General features: G+C 45.1%; 18 protein-coding genes and 1 riboswitch. Of the genes, 16 read left to right on the top strand and 2 right to left on the bottom strand.

Annotated features, from left to right (window positions below):
• Positions 1-85 precede the first annotated feature (85 nt).
• The 7 genes from ACUN27_RS08885 to ACUN27_RS08915 all read left to right on the top strand — a co-directional run bounded on the left by ACUN27_RS08885 (position 86) and on the right by ACUN27_RS08915 (position 7,044).
• A complete protein-coding gene (locus ACUN27_RS08885) occupies positions 86-583 on the top strand; it encodes a glycerol-3-phosphate responsive antiterminator (RefSeq protein WP_445558763.1) in 498 nt (165 codons plus the stop codon).
• 272 nt (positions 584-855) lie between these two features.
• On the top strand, positions 856-1,734 hold the full coding sequence (locus tag ACUN27_RS08890; RefSeq protein WP_315951942.1) for an HAD-IIA family hydrolase: 879 nt from the start codon (positions 856-858) through the stop codon (positions 1,732-1,734).
• A gap of 11 nt (positions 1,735-1,745) precedes the next feature.
• Positions 1,746-3,068, top strand: coding sequence for an ABC transporter substrate-binding protein (locus ACUN27_RS08895; protein WP_326061252.1), 1,323 nt, complete (start codon positions 1,746-1,748; stop codon positions 3,066-3,068).
• Between the two features lie 122 nt (positions 3,069-3,190).
• Positions 3,191-4,084, top strand: a complete 894-nt coding sequence (locus ACUN27_RS08900; protein ID WP_445558764.1) for a carbohydrate ABC transporter permease — start codon at positions 3,191-3,193, stop codon at positions 4,082-4,084.
• A 15-nt stretch (positions 4,085-4,099) separates the two neighbouring features.
• The gene (locus tag ACUN27_RS08905) at positions 4,100-4,915 is read left to right on the top strand and encodes a carbohydrate ABC transporter permease (RefSeq protein ID WP_445558765.1); all 816 of its coding nucleotides are present in this window, start codon (positions 4,100-4,102) and stop codon (positions 4,913-4,915) included.
• A 14-nt stretch (positions 4,916-4,929) separates the two neighbouring features.
• Complete coding sequence (locus ACUN27_RS08910) at positions 4,930-5,664, top strand: glycerophosphodiester phosphodiesterase (RefSeq protein WP_445558767.1); 735 nt, start codon at positions 4,930-4,932, stop codon at positions 5,662-5,664.
• Between the two features lie 231 nt (positions 5,665-5,895).
• Positions 5,896-7,044 (top strand): RCC1 domain-containing protein, encoded by a 1,149-nt coding sequence (locus tag ACUN27_RS08915; RefSeq protein ID WP_445558768.1) that lies wholly within the window; start codon positions 5,896-5,898, stop codon positions 7,042-7,044.
• Between the two features lie 90 nt (positions 7,045-7,134).
• On the opposite strand, the gene ACUN27_RS08920 is transcribed toward ACUN27_RS08915, so the two are convergent.
• Positions 7,135-7,512 carry a hypothetical protein gene (locus ACUN27_RS08920; protein ID WP_445558769.1) on the bottom strand — a complete coding sequence of 126 codons (378 nt, stop codon included), beginning with the start codon at positions 7,510-7,512 and terminating at the stop codon, positions 7,135-7,137.
• A 206-nt stretch (positions 7,513-7,718) separates the two neighbouring features.
• Positions 7,719-8,999 (bottom strand): voltage-gated chloride channel family protein, encoded by a 1,281-nt coding sequence (locus ACUN27_RS08925; RefSeq protein WP_445560608.1) that lies wholly within the window; start codon positions 8,997-8,999, stop codon positions 7,719-7,721.
• A gap of 96 nt (positions 9,000-9,095) precedes the next feature.
• A riboswitch (Fluoride riboswitch) is annotated at positions 9,096-9,156 on the bottom strand.
• A 155-nt stretch (positions 9,157-9,311) separates the two neighbouring features.
• On the opposite strand from ACUN27_RS08925, the gene ACUN27_RS08930 reads away from it, so the two are divergent.
• From ACUN27_RS08930 to ACUN27_RS08970, 9 genes are all read left to right on the top strand, one after another.
• Positions 9,312-11,129 (top strand): cache domain-containing sensor histidine kinase, encoded by a 1,818-nt coding sequence (locus ACUN27_RS08930; RefSeq protein ID WP_445558770.1) that lies wholly within the window; start codon positions 9,312-9,314, stop codon positions 11,127-11,129.
• Between the two features lie 185 nt (positions 11,130-11,314).
• Complete coding sequence (locus tag ACUN27_RS08935; RefSeq protein ID WP_315951934.1) at positions 11,315-12,619, top strand: extracellular solute-binding protein; 1,305 nt, start codon at positions 11,315-11,317, stop codon at positions 12,617-12,619.
• Between the two features lie 114 nt (positions 12,620-12,733).
• Entirely contained in the window at positions 12,734-13,669 is a 936-nt protein-coding gene (locus ACUN27_RS08940; RefSeq protein WP_315951933.1) for a carbohydrate ABC transporter permease, read from the top strand.
• Positions 13,670-13,685: 16 nt separating this feature from the next.
• On the top strand, positions 13,686-14,516 hold the full coding sequence (locus tag ACUN27_RS08945) for a carbohydrate ABC transporter permease (protein WP_315951932.1): 831 nt from the start codon (positions 13,686-13,688) through the stop codon (positions 14,514-14,516).
• A gap of 58 nt (positions 14,517-14,574) precedes the next feature.
• Positions 14,575-16,032, top strand: a complete 1,458-nt coding sequence (locus tag ACUN27_RS08950) for a glycoside hydrolase family 32 protein (protein WP_326061255.1) — start codon at positions 14,575-14,577, stop codon at positions 16,030-16,032.
• A gap of 24 nt (positions 16,033-16,056) precedes the next feature.
• Entirely contained in the window at positions 16,057-17,679 is a 1,623-nt protein-coding gene (locus tag ACUN27_RS08955; protein ID WP_326061256.1) for a response regulator, read from the top strand.
• A 20-nt stretch (positions 17,680-17,699) separates the two neighbouring features.
• Positions 17,700-18,686, top strand: coding sequence for a PfkB family carbohydrate kinase (locus ACUN27_RS08960; RefSeq protein ID WP_326061257.1), 987 nt, complete (start codon positions 17,700-17,702; stop codon positions 18,684-18,686).
• A gap of 134 nt (positions 18,687-18,820) precedes the next feature.
• Positions 18,821-19,831 (top strand): LacI family DNA-binding transcriptional regulator, encoded by a 1,011-nt coding sequence (locus ACUN27_RS08965; RefSeq protein WP_326061258.1) that lies wholly within the window; start codon positions 18,821-18,823, stop codon positions 19,829-19,831.
• A 217-nt stretch (positions 19,832-20,048) separates the two neighbouring features.
• Entirely contained in the window at positions 20,049-21,317 is a 1,269-nt protein-coding gene (locus tag ACUN27_RS08970; protein WP_445558771.1) for an ABC transporter substrate-binding protein, read from the top strand.
• Positions 21,318-21,376 lie beyond the last annotated feature (59 nt).

The raw sequence follows: 21,376 nt of genomic DNA on the forward strand, positions 1-21,376 counted from the left end.
CATCCCCTCCGAAATCATTTTGGCGGAGGGGTGTTAACACTTAGCAAATAAATGTTTGTTAAGGTGAAAGTGGGGGTGAGTGCGCATGTCGAGTAAATATCCAATTATCGCATCAGTGACGAAAGACGATCAGCTCGCAAAGGTTTTAGAAAGTGATGTAACTCGAGTTAATTTAATGACAGGTCATATTGGCAATTTGGAATCTATTGTGGAACAGCTTCACCGAGCAGGTAAACAGGTGTATGTGCACTTGGAAATGGTAGGCGGTCTTGGCAGAGATGCACATGCCGTCGGGTATTTAGCTGAAAAGTTTAAAGTGGACGGGATTGTTACGACGAAATCCAACTCCATAGCAGCAGCTAGGCAAGCCGGCATAAAAAGCATTCAGCGAATCTTCATTATTGATACGGCCGCATTGCAAACGGCAGTCCGCATGATCAACAGCATACAACCGGATGAAGTTGAACTAATGCCAGGCTTAATGCCAAGAGTGATCAAGGAATTGAAAAACATGATTAAACAACCGTTGATTGTCGGAGGGCTTATTCGATACGAAAAAGAAATCGTAGAAGCGCTTGGATAGCGGGGCTGACTTCATATCTATTGGAGATCCGAACATGTGGAGTTGCCAATAGATTTACAAAAGATTAAAATATCGATAATTTTCCGCTTACAATCTTCATCTATAGTAGAACTATGATTATCACAAGAACTGATACTTAGGGTCGAGACCATGAGAAAACCCTTGTCCAGGAAATGTGAAAATAAGCAGGAGCATGCTTGTCATTCTCCGAGAAGGCTTGTTTTCGTGTTTTTTCGGATAAGGGTTATTTTTATTGAAAGCGAGGCAGTGCTGTGGCAGAAACATCTAGATTTCCTGAGCGTGGCATCGATGATAAAAGTGGAATCGTGCCTTTTCAGCGAAAACATGCGAGGAAAAGCAATAAGGAGTTGCATGCATTTAAAGGTTACTTATTCGATTTGGACGGTACGATCTATGCGGGCAGTAAGCTTTTGCCGGGTGTGTTGAACACGGTGAACTGGCTGCGTGAGCAAAACAAATCGATCATGTTCGTTACGAATACAACCATTCGTACCAAGGAAAGCGTGCAGTTAAGGCTTACCGAATTAGGCATTTCTTGCGAGGTGAATGAGGTGCTCACGGCCTTGTGTGTGGCTGGGAGATTTTTTCAAGAGCATGAATTGGATGCCCGCGTTCTCATGATTGGTGAACAAGCGATGGAACAAGAATTGGCGCTGTATGGCGTCAAGACGACGCAGGACCCGATGCTGGCGACACATGTGCTTGTCGGTTTGGACAGGCAGTTTACATTTGAGAAGCTAACAGCCGGCGTGAATGCCCTTCGAAACGGGGCCAAGCTGATTGCGGCTAATCCTGATCCCTTTTGCCCGATTGATGATGGGGTGATCCCGGATACTTGGTCGCTTGTCAAAGCACTGGAGACGGCCAGCCTGCAGAAAACGGTCCGTGTGATCGGAAAGCCCTCCGAATACTATGCACAAAAAGCTTTTGACCTGCTGAAAATTCCGCCATCCCAATGTTTGATGGTTGGAGATCGATTATCCACGGATATACAATTCGGTAATTCAAACGACATGTACACCGCTCTTGTACTGACAGGTGCAGACTCTAAGATAGACATCGTTCAAACAGGGATTGAACCTGACTATATTTTAAATCAGCTTAGTGAAATTAAATCCAACAACCTTTAGGAGGAAAAACAATGAAAAAAGCACTGGTCTCACTACTTATGGTCACGATGGTTGCTACAGCTTGCGCGAAGGGAGAGAGCAAAACAGAAACTAAAACGGCTGCAGCACCGACGGCAAGCGCCGAAGCAACGTCAAGCACGAAGCCGGTTGAATTGCAGTTTTACTTTCCAGTGGCCGTTGGTGGGCCAATTACGAAATTGATTGATCAGTTGGCTGACGATTTCCATAAAGAAAATCCGACAATTACTGTAAAACCCGTGTATGGCGGCAGCTATCAGGATACGATGACCAAGGTTGCAACAGCTGTACAAGGGGGGAACTCACCTGACTTAGCGGTACTGCTCTCAACTGATCTGTACAGTTTGCTTTCCATGAAAGCCGTTGAGGATCTGACACCTCGCTTCTCGAAGGATTATTTCAATGGTTTCTACGAAGCTTTTATGGGAAATACGAAGTCGGGCGATACGGTTTGGAGTGTACCGTTCCAACGCAGTACAATCGTGCTCTACTACAACAAGGATTTATTTAAGAAGGCAGGTCTTGATCCGGAGAAGGCACCGGCGAACTGGACGGAACTGAAGGAGTATGCAGCCAAGCTCACGACGAGTGACAAATCGCAGTGGGGGCTTGAAATTCCTAGCACGGGTTATCAATACTGGATGACGCAAGCCCTTTCCCTTCAAACCGGTACGAACATTGTTTCACCTGACGGTAAGCAAGTATTTTTTAACAAACCGGAAGTACAGGAAGCTTTGCAGTTTTACACCGATCTAGGACGCAAGGATAAAGTCATGCCGGAGGGTGCACTCGAGTGGGCAACCGTTCCTTCCGATTTCATTAGCGGGAAAACGGCAATGATGTACCACACAACAGGAAATCTGACAAAAGTCAAAACAGATGCGAAATTCAACTTTGGCGTAGCGTTCCTGCCTGCCAATAAAAAGTATGGTTCACCAACTGGCGGCGGCAACCTGTATGTGTTCAAAAACATCCCTGAAGACCACAAAGCAGCATCCATCAAGTTTATTCAATTCCTAACACAGCCTGATCGTGTCGCACAGTGGTCAATTGATACAGGTTATGTAGGTACTACAAAAGCCGCTTATGAGACAGACAAGCTGAAAAACTACATTAAGGATTTCCCGCAAGCAGCCGTAGCAAGGGATCAACTGAAATATGCGGACAGCGAGCTTTCTACCTATCAGAATGGCCAAGTAACAAAGCTGTTTAACGATAATATCCAAGCAGCGTTGCTGGGAACAATGACGCCGAAAGAGGCATTGGACAAATCGCAGCAGCAAGCGGATGACATTTTAAAAAACTTTCAAAAATAGCAGCATCTGATAGCGAAAACGAAAGGGAAGTGTTCGGCTAATGGAGGTTAACTCCCTGTTATGCCTGCACTTCCCTTCCGCTCGCTTTCACGAGTTTGTGAGATTAGAGGGGGATGTATTCGATGCAACCGGCACTTCGTACAAAAAGCAAGATCAACTGGAGATTACATGGTTTCGCCTATGCGCTGCTCATGCCCTCACTGCTGTTCTTAGGGGTATTTACGTTTTACCCTATTCTGAAGTCGATATATTGGAGTTTCTATAGCTCTGATTTCACAGACAAGACATTTGTCGGGTTTGATCAATATGCGCATGTTTTTCAGGACGATATTTTCCTCAAAGTTTTAAAAAATAATGTACTGCTAGCTATTGGTACGGTTCCTGTGAGTATTTTGTTGGCCATGTATGCAGCCATTTGGGTGAATAATAAGCTCAGAGGTACCGGCTTGCTGCGTGCGCTATTTTTCTACCCGACAGTCATTCCGATGATCGCTATAGCAAATATATGGTTGTTTATTTATACACCCAGTTATGGGTTGCTTGATAAGTTTCTTGGCGTATTTAGCATACCTGCTCCGCATTGGCTAGGCGATCCGCATTGGGTCTTATTTTCGATGATGCTCATGGTGATTTGGAAGGAAGCCGGCTTTTTTATGATTTTTTACTTGGCTGGCTTGCAGAATTTACCGAAGGAAGTCTATGAAGCTGCAGCAATGGAAGGGGCAAGCCCTCTGCAGACCTTCAGAAGGATTACGTTCCCGCTCTTAATGCCGACAACGCTATTCGTTATGATTATTGCCACGACGAATTCTTTTAAATTGGTTGATCACCTGTATGTAATGACGAAAGGCGGCCCGAACAACGCAAGCAACTTGCTGTTGTACCATATTTATGAGACGGCTTTTAGCTTTTGGGATATGGGAAAAGCCTCGGTCCTTACCGTTGTTCTACTCGTTATTCTACTGAGTATTTCTATTTTTAATTATGCATTTCTGGATAAACGTATCCATTACTAGAGAGGGGTCAGCGTCATGGTCGTTAGGATCACCAACCGGTTTGTCATTGCGCTGCTGGCTATTGTTTTTGCAGTTCCGCTCATATGGGCAGTTTTCACCTCGTTTACACCGTCCAGTGAGGTCATCACCCGTGTAAATCCCTTTGCCATTGAGCATCCCACCATTCAAAATTATATGAACGCTTGGCATACCATTCCTTTCCTTCGCTATTATTCCAATACGATTATCATCGTCTTCGGCGTGCTGGCTGCACAGCTGATAACGGCAACCCTTGCCGCTTATGCGTTTGCCAGATTGAATTTCGCAGGACGAAGCTTCATGTTTATGTTGTTTCTTGTTCAAATTATGATCCCGCCGGACATTCTCATTTTTCCGAATTACACGATTATGAAAGAGCTAGGCCTTGTTGACACCAAATTGGCGATTATGCTGCCTTATTGGGCCTCTTCGTTCAGTGTGTTCCTGCTCAGGCAAACGTTTAAGCAAATCCCGATGGACTTGGACGAAGCTACGAGAATGGACGGATGTCGTTGGTGGCAAATCCTCTGGCACGTCTATTTGCCTTCAGCCAAGTCAACCTATTTGGCCTTTGGCTTAATCTCCGTCAGTGCGCATTGGAATGATTTCATGTGGCCGCTCATCGTAACGAATTCCATTGAAACGAGACCGTTGACTGTAGGGATTGCGATTTTTGCACAATCTTTTGAGACGGGAGCGCAATGGGGGACTGTAACAGCGGCTACGGTATTGGTGATCTTGCCTCTTCTATTGGCCTTTTTCGTGTTCCAACGTCAGTTTGTGGAAAGCTTCATGCATTCAGGGATTAAATAATAGGGGGAATTGAAATGAAATGGCACAATGAAAAGACGTTGGTCGTGGCACACCGTGGGGCTTCAAGTGAAGCACCTGAAAATACGATGGCTGCTCTTCGATTAGCGCTAGAGCAGCAATGCAATGCGATTGAGCTGGATATTCATCTCACGCAGGATGGGGAAATCGTAGTGTGCCACGATGAAACGCTGGACCGGACCACGAATTTGCGCGGTGGCATTGGCGAGATGACGTTGACAGATATCCGGCAGGCAGATGCGGGCACTTGGTTTTCAGATGCATATGCCGGGGAGCCTATCCCTTTGCTCCGTGAAGTCCTGGAGCTGGTACCGCCGGAAATCGGCTTAAATGTGGAGCTGAAGGTAAGCTATGGCGGCAGCATAGAGCACAAGGTCGTCGCCTTGCTGCGTGAATACGGGCGGCTAAGCTCAGTGATCTTTTCCTCCTACGATCATCGCATGTTATACCGCCTTAAGCAGCTGGCGCCTGAAGCCCGAATTAGCCTCGTCTATGACGGCAAGCTGCTGCGTCCGCTTCGATTGATTGAGGATTTTGAATTGGAGGTAGAAGCGGTTTCTTTGCATCATACGATGGTTGAACGTGAGGACGTCATCGCGATTCGCAACAGCGGCAGACAGGTCATTGTCTGGACAGTGAATGAGGAAGAAGCAATGAAACGGATGCTGGATTGCGGGGTTTCAGCAATTATTACGGATTATCCAGCGAAATTAAGGCGGATTATGGGTTAGTTTGATGGGGAAAAGAGGCACAAATTGATCTTGCATGCGTCAGCTATAAGCGCCATCTCAACAGCATTTTCCGTTTTATGGATAAAAAGGAGAAACTTTCTTCCTGCAAGCGCGTCAAATGGTTATAGCCGTTTGTCCTCTTGGCTTAACTAAACTTGGAGGTTTGATGCAATGAATTTATTTTTTCTGTCAAGCAGGAAGAAAAAATCCTCGCTATCCCTGAGTCTTGCAATGTCTTTTTCGTTATTCGTCAGCGTATCGCCATCTGTGCAAGCTGAAGTCGCAACGCCTGCGACAGCCGACGCTAAAGCTGTCCAAATCACTGATGTTGGTGGCCGCCCTTATGTACTGGACGATAAAGGTGACGTTTGGGGCACCTCTATTTCATCCCGAGCGTATAGAATGGATCTTATTCGCGATCCTGCCCATCTGGAGAAGGTAGATGGTTTGAACAAGGTTACAAGCATCGTTGCCACAGGGAGCTCTGCATTTGCATTAAAAGAAGACGGTACAGTCTGGAATGTAGAATATGTAGAATCTTCCAATAGCGCGGAGAAAGACAAGTGGGGGTTGTATACGCCAAAGTTGTTGACCCAGGTTCCCAAGTTGAAGCACATTGTGAAAATTGAGCCATATATGGCCGTTGATAAAGACGGTAAGCTCTGGATATGGGAAGACATCGCCAGTTCTGCCAAAACAGGCGACTGGGAAAAGTATTTTTCATCCATGCAGACGGAACCTGTGTTAGCCAACGGAATCGATCATATTAAAGACCTATCGGGCTCAACAGTTCTTAAGGATGATGGAACGGTTTGGACTTGGGAATGCGGCCTCCGGGGTTGTGATATCTTCAACGTGATGCGCTTCAACAATCCGATACAGATTCAGGGGCTTACAGACATCGTAAAGCTTGGTCAAGGTACTTCCCCTGATCAGCTCGCTCTGAAAAAGGATGGTACGGTGTGGATCTGGGGAGGAGGTTATCTGTCCAATCCCAAATTTGATGGTTCCGGAATAGATGAGCCGCCAGCACCAATAGAGGGTTTGTCGGATATTATTGATATTTCTAGAGGTCCTGAACACATTGTAGCACTGAAAAAAGACGGAACGGTTTGGGCTATGGGGTATTTCCCTCGAGATTATGCACATTTGAACAATACGTTGGATATTGAAAATTATCGGTCTCTTTATCAAGTGGAGGGCTTATCGGACGTCACTGCTGTTTTCTCGGGTGATCGTACGGATGCTGTCATCAAAAAAGATGGTTCCTTATGGATGTGGGGCTATGATTGGCAAGGACTGTATGGGCCGGCATGGTCCTTCCAATTAACACCCGTACAAGTGGAAGTAAAACCTATACCGTCTACATCTCGGCGCTGATAGGACGAATCAAATAAAAAAGCGGCAGTCTAGAACTTTTTACAAGTCTCTAGCTGCCGCTTTTTATTATGCGGAATGGTTTATTTGTTATCATATTCTGACTAAGTTTCGTTGGAGCACAGTATCACCTGGTTGCGGGGTGAAAGGAGTATTCGTAACACCTGTTACATTCGTAATCAGTTTTGGATCTTCGTTTTGTTGTATTCGCACTTCATATTTAAAGCTTACCTTCGACACATCAGCAAACAAGAAAACAGATTTATTGGGAGCAATCGTTACTGTACACGTTTTTCTACCACAAGGACTTACCTTTAAAGGTACTGGAGAGCCGTTAGACCAGTCGAAAACTTGTACCGTCACTCTTCGAGACCGCATTTTATTTAAGTTAACGATATCGATTAAGGCAAATTTAGTTTTCTTAGGCCTGCGCAAAATACCGGTTGATAATGTAATTCGTTTTGTTGACATGATCAACCAACGTTCCTCTCCTCTACTAGTTCAGTAGATGTCAAAACTGCGTTAATTGTTTGTATAGTTGCCCTGATCATTTGCTGATCATTTGTGAATACCAAACGGAGCAGTCGTCGCGGCGATGGGTTAATTTCCAAATTTATGAATAAATAATTTGACGAGCCAGAATTTAATGAAAAAATAAAATTATTGTTTTTCCGCCATTACTTTTTCTTGAAAAGAGAGCCAAGAGTAGCATTCTCTTCGATCGTGACACTTCTGCTTTTTGAAATGCCGATCCTTTGGGCTGCATAAATGCCGGTGTGACCTGAAAACATGAAGCTAATGATGCAGCCGATGAACATATACACAGCACCTTCCGCTCCGAAAAGTTCAATGCCCATAATAAAACAAGCAATTGGCGTGTTGGTTGCGCCGCTGAAAACAGAGATAAAACCAATTGCCGCCAGGAATGGAGCGGATAGATGTAAGTAATGAGCTAGCGAACTTCCTAGCGTCGAGCCAATTACAAATAATGGGGTGACTTCTCCGCCTTGAAAACCTGCGCCTAAAGTGACCGAGGTAAAGATGGTTTTAAGCAAGAAGGTAAGAGGGGCTACACTCTCACTGAATGACTGCTGTATCAGCGGAATACCCAAGCCGAGATAATCTCTTGTACCAAAAAGGTACACCATTCCGATAATGACGAATCCCCCACAAAAGCTCTTCATGACCGGATTCTTGAAAACTTTTGAAAATAATGCCTTTAGACGATGGGTTAATTCACTAAAGAGTAAGCCTGCTAATCCAAACAAGACGGAAGCCATCACGATTTTCAACAAGAGAAGGGTACTAAAATCCGGTACTGCCCCCATGGAATAATGAAGATGATGGATTCCCCAAGATGTGGTAACTTTATCCGCTATGAAACTTGCAATAAAACAAGGGATCAGGGCTTCGTACCGGACGAGGCCAATCACAAGAACTTCAAGGCCAAATACCGTGCCCGCTAGGGGAGTACCGAAAACAGAGCCAAAACCGCTGCTGATTCCACACATCAAAATGATTTTACGATCGAATGGATTGAGCTTAAGGACTTTACCAATCCATTCGGATAAACTTCCCCCCATTTGTACGGCTGTTCCTTCCCGGCCTGCCGAACCTCCGAACAAATGGGTGACGAGAGTTCCAAATAGAACGAGCGGCGCCATTCGGAAAGGGATCTTTCCATTGCCTTCGTGTATTTGTTCCAAGATAAGGTTATTGCCTTTAGACGAGTCTTTGCCGAATTTAACGTATAAGTAACTGACCATAGCTCCACCGACAGGCAAAAGCCATAACAACCATGAATGGTTCGTCCGTGTATTCGTAGCCCAATCCAAACTCGCCAAGAACAGAGCAGACGCAGAACCTGTAATAATACCGACAAGTCCACCAATTACAATCCACTTGAGCATAGAAGCAAGGATTCCAAAGTGAATCCACCGTTCTGCATAGCCCTTCATCCTTAACGTATGACTTTGGAAATAACGTTTCAACTTCTGTCTCTCCTTTATCGTGCAGGTATACACAAAAAAACTCCTACCAGTTTCATGCCAAATAAACTGGTAGGAGTTATTAGCGCAAAGGCGGTTAATGGCGAACTCCATCGCCTATAAAATTATCAGTACCTTCATTAGTATACGCATATCCGGTATTTATATCAAGCGTGTTGTCGTTTTTTAGCTATCGGAGCAAGGTGTAACCACTTGCAGAACAACTATTTATTCATTATAGTCCATGTAAGAACATACAAGTGCGAAGCTGGAGGTCAGAGGATGTATGGACTTATTGAAATATACAATAAGTTAAGTTTAAGGGTGAGGCTAACATTATCCTATATCGTGCTCATCGTTGTATCTATGACAGTGCTGGGAATAGGCTATTACATTAAGAGCTCTCAAGTGATTCTTCAGAATGCCAGCGGCACCTATTTGGGATTAGTGAAAACGAGTAATAAGTCCTTAGATGCCAAATTTGCCACCGTCGAACAAAGTGCAATTAACATGCATCTGGATGAGGAGTTGTTCGAGCTCTTTAATACGACTGACTTGCAAGTTAGGCAGTTAGATTATGAAACAGATCGGAAAATCACTAGAATTTTACAGAAATATTTCCCTTCATCGGAGGATTTCTTTTCCGTCAATTTGGCGACGAAGGATTACATGTTTGGCGGAAACCCTAATTTCTGGATTCCAAAGAAGGATTTTTCCTCCTCTGACATTTACCAAACCGGTCTGAAGGCTATAGACAAAACAATATGGATTCCAACCTACAACTTGCTGGAAAAGTACTTCGCCTCTTCGGCAGCGGCAAGTAGGAAAGATCAAAATGTGTTTACTGCTGCGCGATTTATTAACTTATCCCGTGTCACGAACAACCTGCTGAAAGGCATGGATAAAGATGCTGAGCGCCCGATTCTCCTCGTTAATTTTCAAGAATCGATGATCAGTAGAGCATTCAAGGAAAGCTTGGTTATAAAGGACTCGTATTACTATGTATTTACGAAGGATATGGAAGTAATTTCGACTTCCGATCAATCCGGTGATAAGTTGTTAGATCAAGAATGGACGAGCAGCTTGTTGGACGCTGAAAGCGGCACACGCTATGTTCAGATTAACGGTGAAAAAATGGTCGTCTGCTTCGATCAGATGGCCACGACGGGCTGGATTTCGGCGGTGTTCATTCCGTATGACAATTTGCTGAAAACGGTGCCTAATATGTTCAGTTACACGCTCTACTCCACAGTGTTGATTCTGATACTGTCCATCTTTCTGGCATCTTTGTTCTCAAGCCGGATTACAATGCCTCTCAAAAAATTGCTGTGGGGGATTAAACAGATCGGGGAAGGGAATTTTAACGCGAGAATTGAAACGCATGGGACTAGTGAAGTGAACCTCATTATTCATAAATTTAATCACATGAACGATAAAATTCAGACTCTGATTAAAGAAAACTATGAGACAAGTCTGAAGGAGATCGAGGCGGAGCTCAAAGCGTTAAATTTTCAATTCAATCCGCATTTTCTGTACAATACGTTGAACATCATTAATTATTTAGCCATTGAGAACAAGCAAACGGTTATTAGTAATATGCTCGTGGATCTGTCAGAAATGCTGGAATATACCGCCAAGAAGTCCGGCGAAGTTACTCTTGGTGAAGATGTGAGTTATCTGAAAAGTTATGATTATATCATGAAGCAGCGGTTTGAAGACAAATTTCAAATTCAGTATGACATTGACCCTGCGCTTTACGGTTACACAGTGCCTAAATTTTTCTTGCAGCCTTTCATTGAAAATGCCATTATTCATGGATTGGAGGATTGCGAGGAGGGTGGCTCTATTCGTGTTTCGGGTCACATTGCGGGTAATTTGAGGGTTTTCACCATACAAGACAATGGCAAGGGGATGGAAGAGTCGGTGTTGTCTCGCATTCTGGCCATTTCGGATACGGAAACTACAGGAAATAGCAAATCTATTGGAATAGAAAATGTGAATAAACGGGTTAAGCTGATTTATGGGGAGCCGTATGGTGTAACCATTGAATCGCAATTGTTGGCAGGTACGAAAGTAACGATTATTTTGCCTATGCCATAACGATATTACCTCTAGCGCGGTCGTTCGGTTTGCGATCATGCTAGAGGTTTTTGCGATAAATAAGTGGGCATGAAACTGTTTTCATTGCAAAAGTCCACCATTTTACGATTTTTAGAGTAGGATCCGTGGTAGAGGTCACGATATGATGAAAGCGTAAACAAGAAAACGCTTCAGGAGGGGTAAGCATGAATAGAAACATAAAAACGATATCGGGTTTATTAGCCATCTCATTTCTTGCAGGATGCTCAACAGGCGGATCAGCAGGAAGTGCAGGCTCAACAGGAGACAGTTCCCAGACAGGTCAGAAGGAAATTGAAATTTCCTACTGGAGACCACAAGCCAGCGGTCCGGAAGACGAATTTTACGTAAGAAGAGTTGAAGAGTTTAATAAGGCCAATCAAGGTAAGATTAAGTTGAAGATGGAGCCGATTACGAGAGGAAACTCCTTTGCTTACGAGGATAAAATCAACGCTGCCGTAGCTTCCCACACGCTGCCGGATGTCGTATCCATGGATGGTCCGAATGTTGCCAACTATGCCGCATCCAATATCATCATTCCGCTTGATGACTATTTCACCAAAGAAGACTTGAACGATTTCGTTCCATCCATTATTCAGCAGGGCACATATAAAGAGAAATTTTATGCTGCAGGTCTGTCCGAATCCTCTGTGGTGCTATTCTACAACAAGAAAATCATGAAACAGTTCGGCATCGAACCCCCGACGAAAATTGAAGACGCCTGGACCTGGGACCAGTGGTACGATGTCATGAAAAAGACGGCTTCCAAAGAGATGTTCGGTACCAATATGATTAACGACAAAGGCGAGTGGATGACGTACGCATTCGAACAGCTGTGGATTTCTGCCGGTACCGATATTGTCAATAAGGAAGGCAATACCTCGCAAGGCTGGGTTAACAGCGACAAGGGGATGGATGCAGCAAAATTCCTGCAGAAATTGGCGAACGAGAAGCTGTTCAATATCGATCCGAAACCGACGGAATTCGAAGAGGGCAAAGCGGCAACGAAACTTGGAGGTCCTTGGAATATTCCAGGGTTCAAAAATTATCCGGATTTGGAATGGGGGATTACGTACTTCCCCAAGAAGGCCGGCGGCAGCATTAGCTCGCCATCAGGCAGCTGGGCGATTGGCGTAACAACGGATAGCAAGCATCCGAAGGAGGCGGCTGAAGTTGTGAAATGGATGACGAACAAGGAGAGCTCCTCGCAGCTTGCCAAAGCGACCAGTATGCCCGCTAGCAGAAAATCAGCATACGACAGCTTGCCGGAATACAATGATCTGCCGATGAGAGTGATTAAAGAACAAGTAACAACGGTTTCTCATGCCAGACCCGTGACACCTGCTTATCCCGTATTAACTCAGAAATTTGCTGAAGCCTTGACGGACATCATGATGGGAGCAGATGTGAAGAAATCGCTCGATCAGGTGGCATCCTCTTATGATGAAGAGTACAAGCGTAATTTTAAGTAACTTTTAAGAAGGAGGCTCTTGCGGCGCTTGGATATCCGAACTTAGGAAAAGGTGCCGCATGACGCTTGCCATATATAAAGTAAGACTTAATTGGAGAGGAGTGAGGGTGAGCCCATGCAAAGTGCCAGTTCACAAATTCAAATTCAGAGCAGCAAGAAGTCCAGGCTTTCGTCAATCGGGCATCAAAAGCGGAGAGAAGCGTTAACGGGTTATTCCTTCATTCTACCAGCTGTTATCCTGCTCATCCTGTTTTTACTATTGCCTTTCATGCTAGCTGTTGTGTTCGGCTTTACGAAGTTTAACTTGCTGAGACCGGATCAAATTAAATTTATCGGCCTGGACAATTACTTCATGTTGTTCAAAGATAAGCTTTTCTATAAATCGCTGTACAATACACTTTATTTCACCATTATTGTTGTTCCTGTTCAATCCGCAGTAGCGCTTATGCTCGCTTTGCTAGTCAATAATCAATTGAAGCTTAGAAATGTGTTTCGGATTGCTTACTTCAGTCCGGTGATTACTTCCATGACCGTGATCGCCATCCTCTGGATCTCACTATACAATCCAAATGAAGGGTTGATTAACTCCGCCTTACAGTTTCTCGGTATCCCGAAGCAGCCTTTCCTGCGCAGCGCGGATCAAGCCATGAACGCCATTATCTTCATGTCCGTTTGGCAAGCCGCCGGTTATCAAATGATGATTTTTCTGGCAGGATTGCAGAGCATTCCTAAGGATCTATATGAAGCGTCTGCGATGGACGGGGCGAATAGGGTACAGCAGCTGCGTTTTATAACCATTCCAAGCTTATACAATGTGATTGTGTTCGTATTAACCATTACGACGATTCAAGCCGTAAAACTGTTTACACAACCTTATGTGATGACGAACGGCGGACCTGAGAATTCAACACGAACGCTTGCGCTGTTGATTTACCAGCAAGGGTTTCAATTCAGAAATGCCGGATATGCTTCAGCGGTATCCGTTATTTTCTTCCTGATTGTCATTGCCATTTCATTTTCTATGAGAAAGTTTTTTAAAGACAGAGGATAGGAAAGAGGAGAGACACGTGACTGATCGTAAGTTAAAAGTATTCATCTATGCATCCAACCTTGTCATGACGGTGCTCTTCATTATTCCGCTTTTGTGGATGGTAGTCTCATCCCTTAAACCGGAGAATCAGATTTTTGCGGATTTAGGCTCACTCAAGTCTTTACTTCCTACGCATATTACGTTTGACAATTATATACGTGCATTCGATCGTATTCCGATGATGAAATACTTGTTTAATAGCTTGTTTTACGTCTCAATTATTGGAATCAGTGGTCTAGGAGTCAATTCAATATGCGGATATGCCTTGGCAAAGCTTCAATTTAAAGGGAAAAGCATTATTCTAACCGCCATTATCGCATTGATGATCGTTCCTTTCGAAAGCATCGTGATGCCGCTTTACTTTGTCGTCAATAGTTTAAGCTGGGTGAATACGTGGTTTGCCTTGATTGTTCCTTTTATAGCCAATTGCTTCAGCATCTTCATGTTCCGTCAGTTTTTCATGGATATTCCAAACGAACTTCTAGAATCCGCAGCTATTGACGGTTCATCACCGATCAAAACTTTCTTCAAAATCGTCGTGCCATTGTCGGGTCCTGTATTTACAACGGTATTTATTTTGGATTTCATTTCTCATTGGGGCGATTTCATGTGGCCTATCCTGGTTACCACAGGTGAATCGCTGCGGAACATCCAACTGGGAATTCAAACCTTTTTCACCTTGCCGCCTATCTTCTATGGACAAATTATGGCGACGCTCACGTTCACTACCCTACCCATCGTGCTCATTTTTCTGCTTCTTCAGAAATACTATGTGCAGGGCATTACGAGCACAGGGATTAAAGGTTAATCGGTTAGTCTAGAGGTCAAACGAAGAAAAATAAATGTCAATGAAGCGAGGGAATCTAATGTTACAAGATCGTTATAGACCTAATTTTCATTTTACGCCGCAGCAGCAGTGGATGAACGATCCGAATGGTCTGGTATATTTCCAAGGCGAGTACCATCTGTTCTACCAGTATCACCCGGATGGCACAACATGGGGGCCTATGCACTGGGGGCATGCGATTTCCAAGGATTTGGTCTCTTGGGATCATATGCCGGTCGCACTGGAGCCGGACGAGCATGGTTATATTTTCTCCGGCAGCGCTGTCGTTGATTGGGAGGATACATCCGGGTTCTTTGGCGGCGGTGCCGGTCTGGTCGCGATTTTTACGCATCATGACAACGCGGGAGAGAACGGATCTGTCAGGGAGCGCCAAAGCTTGGCTTATAGTTCTGATTCGGGAAGAACCTGGACCAAGTACAGCGGGAACCCGGTGTTAGCTGACACGCGGTTTCCGGATTTCCGGGATCCCAAAGTTTTCTGGCATACCGAATCCAAGCGATGGATCATGATTTTGGCATCAGGGCAAACCGTGAGCATCTATCACTCTCCAAATCTGAAGGAATGGACTTTCGCAAGTCAGTTTGGAGAAGGGGAGGGCTCGCACATCGGCGTTTGGGAATGCCCGGATTTATTCGAGCTTCCTGTTGACGGCGATCCTTCCCATACCAAGTGGGTAATGCTGGTTAGTATTGGAAATGCGCCGGAATATCCGGAAGGATCCAGAACGCAGTATTTTATCGGGCAATTCAACGGCACCGAGTTTAAGAATGATGACGCTGCCGAGTCGGTTAGATGGCTTGATGGCGGGAGAGATAATTACGCCGGGGTCAGCTGGTCAGACCTACCGGCCGAAGATGGCCGACGCATCTATATCGGGTGGCTCAGCAACTGGAAATACGCACAGGTAACGCCGACGGAAGGATGGCGCAGTGCCATGACGCTTCCCAGAACGTTGGGATTGCGGAGTCGGGCAAATCGCATCCTGCTTGTTCAACGCCCTGTTCAGGAACTGGATCAATGGAAGACGGACACGATGCAGTGGAACGATCTGCTCATTGAACCGGGATACAATCCATTGTCTGGGCTTGCCCTGACCAGCTTTATGCTGGAGGCAGAGTTTGAGTTGCAGACGGCAACGGAATTCGGTTTTAAGGTGCGGACATCAAAGGAATATGAAACCGTGGTAGGTTATTTGGCAGAGGCACAAGAGCTCTTCGTCGATCGAACACAATCTGGAAAAACGGACTTCCATACAGACTTTCCCGGGAGACATGCGGTCGAAGCGGAAGCAGTCGATGGCCGACTTGTGCTTAGGATCTGGGTGGACCGCTGCTCTGTTGAAGTATTCGCTGGAGAGGGAGAAGCGGTGATTACGGATTTGCTATTCCCGATAGATGAGCAACCTGGCTTGGCGGTTTATGCAAAGCATGGTAACGTTAGGCTAGCGTCGCTGAGCATCTCCTCAATATTCGTATAGGCGCATTCAGGTAAGGAGGCTTACATGCATAACATTCTGGTCGTGGATGATGAAGTCATACAACGAAGAGTACTCGCCCAAATGATCAGGAATGCAAGACCGGAGTGCAGCGTCTTGGAGGCCAAGAATGGCCAAGATGCTCTGGATGTCATTCGTAATAGCAACATTGACATTGTTTTTACCGATATTAAGATGCCCGTTCTAGATGGATTGACTTTCATTGAGAAGATGAACGATTCGCCACATAAGATTAGAGTGATTATCCTTAGCGGCTACCGGTATTTTGAATATGCACAAAAGGCCATTCAATTGGGTGCATTCGATTATTTGGTCAAGCCGCTTAAAGAAGAGAGCATACGTACGGTTTTGGATAAGGTTGATCAAAGTATTCAGCAAGAAACTAAACATGTGCAAGCCAATGAGCAGATTAAAAGGCAGCTGGATCGGACATTAACAGCTTATTATGAGAATCTGCTCACCGATTGGGTGTATGGAGGTGTCACTGCCTTTCAATGTAAGGAGCTGCGGGAGCAGTTCGACTTGGAGGATAATGGGATTATTGCTGTTGCCAAAATCCGTCAGAACAGTGTTCTGCTGGATTCACTGGACGTCGAGAACCACGTAAAATGCGCTTTGCTCAGCAGTTTGGAGGAGAAAGCAGCGTTGTTCGGATCATCAATCTCCTTCTTCTCAAGAAAGGATAAGGAGTTGCTGATTACCGTCATGACGTCACCATACTTGCGTGATATTGATTATCAACGGATTGCGCAAGAGATGGAAGAACTTGCTCTAAACATGTCTGGGCAGTTTGACATCGAGCTGACGATTGGCGTTGGAGAGTGCCGCGAAGATATGATGCATGAAGCGAGACAATCCTTTAAAGAGGCAGTAACAGCGGTGCCATTTCGATATTTTCTGCCTGACCGCCATGTTATTCAATATTCCGAAGTCCGAACGCTCATCCGGCCTATGCATTATGATTATGCAAGAGAGGAAGAGCAGTTCAAAGAGGCGATCCGTAAAAATAGAAACGAGGACATCTTGAGATTAGCCGACGATTGGTTCGATTTGGTTGTAACCGGAGGGTTTCCTCATCCGGATCAATGGCAGCAAACTGTTCTTCGGATGGTTTCGGCCGTAGCGGTGGTTATCAAAGATTTTGTTACGGATCAAGCCTACAAGCAAGTGTTGTCGGATACCGCAGAGGATCTCTCCACAAGTCCGAGTTTCCACATTTGCAGGAGCCGATTCGGGAAAGTCCTGCTGCAATGGTCGGAACTGCTGAAGATGAGCCGATCCAAAAAACACGAATCTGTCGTGGAAACCTGTATGAAATACATCGACACGCATTATATGGAAGACTTGTCGCTCGATGCGGTGGCTGCGCACTTATTTTTCAGCCCTAATTATGTCAGCATGATGTTGAAAAATCACTTAGGTGTAACATTCAGCAAATATTTATCGGATGTCCGGATTAAGAAAGGAATTGAACTGCTGGAAAACAGCGATATGAAAGTATACGAAATTGCTTCTAATGTTGGCTTTAAAGATGACAAGTACTTTTACCGTGTATTTAAAAGCAGATTCGGGATGACACCTGACGAGTACCGGAGGCATCAGCATTTGGTTCATTTGACAAAGGATTGACATTTCATAGGGGGATAAACATGAGAACGGTATACACAATCGGGGAAGCATTAATCGACTTCATCCCTGCGGAAACATGCGTTCCGCTGCATGCAGTGGTCTCTTTCAGCAAGGCAGCGGGCGGTGCCCCGGCCAATGGCGCTTGTACCGTCGCGAAGCTTGGAGGGCGAAGCGCCTTTATCGGCAAGCTGGGTGCTGATGCATTCGGCGATTTTTTGATAGAAACGTTGGAGCAGACTGGTGTGGACACCCGGTACGTATCCCGCACATCGGAGGCTAATACGGCGCTAGCGTTCGTTAGTTTGCAAAAAGATGGCAGCCGTGATTTTGCCTTCTATCGTAAGCCAAGTGCAGATATGTTGTTGGATGAGGCGGATATTGAAGCATGCCGGTTTGAATGGGGAAGTTTGCTGCACTTTGGTTCCGTTGACTTGATTGAGGCACCGGTAAAATATGCGCACATTCGCGCAATAGAATCCGTCAAGCGCGCAGGCGGCTTCATCAGTTTCGATCCAAACGTAAGGCTTCCGCTCTGGGAAAGCGCAGAAATGTGCAGGCAAACGATTCTTGCCTTTATTCCATACAGCAACTTGATTAAAATTAGCGATGAAGAGCTGACCTTTATCACCGGTATTCGTGATGAGGCAGAAGCTATCGCTTCCCTGTTTGTCGGTGATGTAGGGAGCGTGCTGTTGACGCGTGGTTCACGAGGCGCCACATGGTTCACGAAGGATGGAACATTCCGTGTGTCTGTGCCAGGGCATAAGATTAACGCAATAGATACGACGGGGGCAGGGGATTCTTTCATCGGGGCGGTGTTGTTTCAGCTAAGTCGAGAAGTAAGTGACCCTGTTCGGCTAACTGAAAAACGAATGCATGAAATACTCGTGTTTGCGAATGCAGCGGCGGCTTTGACAACGACACGTTATGGCGCAATACCGGCGCTGCCAACTTATGACGAAGTCGCTCATTTTATGGAGCAAGCCTCCTTTACGGCTGATGAATAAGTCAAACCTTGCAAAGGCAGTTTTTGTAAGCGATTTAAAAACTATTTGACAAATCCTGCACAGGGGACTATTCTAAAATTACTTAAACGTTTACGTAAACCATTAGATGTTATGCAAAGTAGGGAAATTACCGTATGAATCCTCCGACAATTAAAGATGTGGCCAAGGCAGCGAATGTTTCTGTTGCTACGGTTTCCCGGGTGCTTCATAACCTCGCCGGCTATTCAGACAGGACCAGACAAAAGGTTATGCAAGCGGTGGAAGAACTGGGTTATCAACCTAACGCAATTGCAAGAGGGCTCGTTAATAAGAGGACTCAGACCATTGGCGTCTTGTTTCCGCATGTGTCCAGCAGCTTCTCATCCGATATTCTTCATGGTATTGAGGAGACTGCTCAAGAAAAAGGGTTCAGTGTCATTGTGTGCAATACGGCTGAAGAAGGCAAGCGGACCATGAAGTATCTGCAAGTTCTAAGGGAGAAGCAGGTAGATGGCATTGTTTTCACAAGTGAAGTGCTGAAGGATGAATACTATCAAGCAATCAAGGAAATGCGAGTTCCCGTCATACTTGTAAATACAATGTCTCAAAAACATATGATCCCGTATGTCAAAGTCGATGATCGTCAAGCAGCCTACCATGCGACAAATTATCTCATTCAGAAGGGACACCGGGAAATCGCTATGATTAGCGGTTCGCTTAAGGATCAGATAGCGGGTTATCCACGCTTGGAGGGGTACCGTCAGGCTTTGGCTGACAATGGCATTGAATACCTTGAATCGCGCGTAGCCATTGGTGGTTTTCAATTGGAGCGCAGCAGAGAGGCTATGAAGAAGCTGCTGACAGAAGCGCCTCCTTTTACAGCTGTGTTCGCGGCAAGCGATGAGATGGCCATTGGCGCCATGAATTATGCCTTTGAACAAGGGCTCAAGGTTCCGGATGATCTTTCGATCATAGGTTATGATGATTTGAAATTTGCAAGAATGGTCTACCCGCCGCTGACGACCATCCATCAACCATTGACCATGATGGGACGTTTGGCCTCAGAGAAGCTGATTTCTTTAATTGAACAAAGTGAAATGCAAGTGTCGAGCAGCATCGTAAGCCATCAATTGGTGGAAAGACAAACCGTGCGATCCAAGCCTTGAAAAGGGCTTCTTTTTCAGAATTTTAAGTAAACGTTTAACCTAAATGTCTGCTACATGAAGGGCTTAGAGTCAGAAAATTGAACAAGTTTCATTTTTTATGGGTGGTGATGTGAAGCAAGTTGGTTCGTTCTTTTTTTTCTCCCTTAAGTAAACGTTTACTCTTACTGAAGCTTAGTCTTACTCATATTTATTCTTTTATAAAATGGAGGTTTCTTCGATGAAAAAAACAGTTACAACGATTTGTACAAGCGTCCTTGCTCTTTCCGTCCTAGCAGGCTGTGGTGGCGGGAAGACGAACAGTGAATCTGCTTCCAATCCGGCAACTTCAGCTGCTCCCGGAGAGAAAGTGAAACTCGAGTTCTTCCAGAATAAAGCGGAAGCGAAAGCCTCCTTCGATGCGCTGGTAAAAAAGTTTAACGATGCGAATCCGAACATCATCGTGACTCAAGTTAACCCGCCGGATGCGGAAACTGTTCTTAAGACGCGTGTTGCCAAAAAAGATGTACCTGATGTTATTGGTCTCGGAGCAACGGATACGTATGCTCAGCTATCCAAGAGCGGATTATTTGCAGATTTTTCGAACGATTCTCTGACAGCCAATATCCAGCCTTCCTACATAAACATGTTGAAAAAACTGACAGGAAGCGATCAACTTAGCGCGATTCCTTTTACTGCGAATGCAAGCGGTGTTATTTACAATAAAACGATGTTTAAGGAGCTTGGCCTAAGCGTTCCGAAAACCTGGGATGAATTGCTGGCTACCGCGCAAAAAGTGAAGGATGCCGGTAAAACTCCGATCTATTTGACGATCAAAGACTCTTGGACGGTGATGGTGCCATTTAACTCCTTGTCAACCAACATCTTGGGTATTGATTTCTATGACAAGAGATCAAAAGGTTCAGTGAAGTTTGACAGCCCGGAATTCCGTGAAGTAGCTAACAAGCAATTAAAGCTTCTGGATTTTGGCCAAAAGGATATGATGGGCAAAGGTTACAACGATGGTAACACGGCTTTTGCTAAAGGTGAATCTGCTATGTATCTGCAAGGTGTATGGGCTATTCCTGAAATCAAAAAAGCGAATCCTAGCATAGATTTGGGTGTATTCCCATTCCCGGCAACCAACGACCCGGCTAAAAATAAAGTTATTTCCGGCGTGGATACCCTGCTGACGATTTCCAAAAGCAGCAAGCATCCTGAAGAGGCCAAGAAATTTATTGAATTCATGCTAAAAACGGAAAACGTTCAAACTTACATTGATGAGCAAAAAGCGTTCTCTGCTGTGAAAAATGTGAATCAAACCGATGCCAGTGTACAGGATCTGAATGCTTCGTTCACGAGCGGCGCTATTGAGGACTTCTCCGATCATTACATTCCTGGTGCTGTTAAAGCGGATACGATTATCCAAAGCTACCTGCAGAAGAAAGATGTCAATGCTTATGTGAAACAATTTGATACCGAGTGGGATAAAGTTGCTAACCGCAAGTAAGCGCCGACACATATAGAAGAGAGCGCCATAAGGTGCTCTCTCCCTATTTATAAAGGAGG

This window comes from Paenibacillus sp. WC2504 (genome assembly GCF_052682475.1).

What these genes read in the sequence shown, in the direction of transcription:
- ACUN27_RS08885 (WP_445558763.1), top strand. Translation starts at nt 86, where the DNA reads ATGTCGAGTAAATATCCAATTATCGCATCAGTGACGAAAGACGATCAG.
- ACUN27_RS08895 (WP_326061252.1), top strand. Translation starts at nt 1,746, where the DNA reads ATGAAAAAAGCACTGGTCTCACTACTTATGGTCACGATGGTTGCTACA.
- ACUN27_RS08900 (WP_445558764.1), top strand. Translation starts at nt 3,191, where the DNA reads ATGCAACCGGCACTTCGTACAAAAAGCAAGATCAACTGGAGATTACAT.
- ACUN27_RS08905 (WP_445558765.1), top strand. Translation starts at nt 4,100, where the DNA reads ATGGTCGTTAGGATCACCAACCGGTTTGTCATTGCGCTGCTGGCTATT.
- ACUN27_RS08910 (WP_445558767.1), top strand. Translation starts at nt 4,930, where the DNA reads ATGAAATGGCACAATGAAAAGACGTTGGTCGTGGCACACCGTGGGGCT.
- ACUN27_RS08915 (WP_445558768.1), top strand. Translation starts at nt 5,896, where the DNA reads ATGTCTTTTTCGTTATTCGTCAGCGTATCGCCATCTGTGCAAGCTGAA.
- ACUN27_RS08920 (WP_445558769.1), bottom strand. Translation starts at nt 7,512, where the DNA reads ATGTCAACAAAACGAATTACATTATCAACCGGTATTTTGCGCAGGCCT.
- ACUN27_RS08925 (WP_445560608.1), bottom strand. Translation starts at nt 8,999, where the DNA reads ATGAAGGGCTATGCAGAACGGTGGATTCACTTTGGAATCCTTGCTTCT.
- ACUN27_RS08930 (WP_445558770.1), top strand. Translation starts at nt 9,312, where the DNA reads ATGTATGGACTTATTGAAATATACAATAAGTTAAGTTTAAGGGTGAGG.
- ACUN27_RS08935 (WP_315951934.1), top strand. Translation starts at nt 11,315, where the DNA reads ATGAATAGAAACATAAAAACGATATCGGGTTTATTAGCCATCTCATTT.
- ACUN27_RS08940 (WP_315951933.1), top strand. Translation starts at nt 12,734, where the DNA reads ATGCAAAGTGCCAGTTCACAAATTCAAATTCAGAGCAGCAAGAAGTCC.
- ACUN27_RS08950 (WP_326061255.1), top strand. Translation starts at nt 14,575, where the DNA reads ATGTTACAAGATCGTTATAGACCTAATTTTCATTTTACGCCGCAGCAG.
- ACUN27_RS08955 (WP_326061256.1), top strand. Translation starts at nt 16,057, where the DNA reads ATGCATAACATTCTGGTCGTGGATGATGAAGTCATACAACGAAGAGTA.
- ACUN27_RS08960 (WP_326061257.1), top strand. Translation starts at nt 17,700, where the DNA reads ATGAGAACGGTATACACAATCGGGGAAGCATTAATCGACTTCATCCCT.
- ACUN27_RS08965 (WP_326061258.1), top strand. Translation starts at nt 18,821, where the DNA reads ATGAATCCTCCGACAATTAAAGATGTGGCCAAGGCAGCGAATGTTTCT.
- ACUN27_RS08970 (WP_445558771.1), top strand. Translation starts at nt 20,049, where the DNA reads ATGAAAAAAACAGTTACAACGATTTGTACAAGCGTCCTTGCTCTTTCC.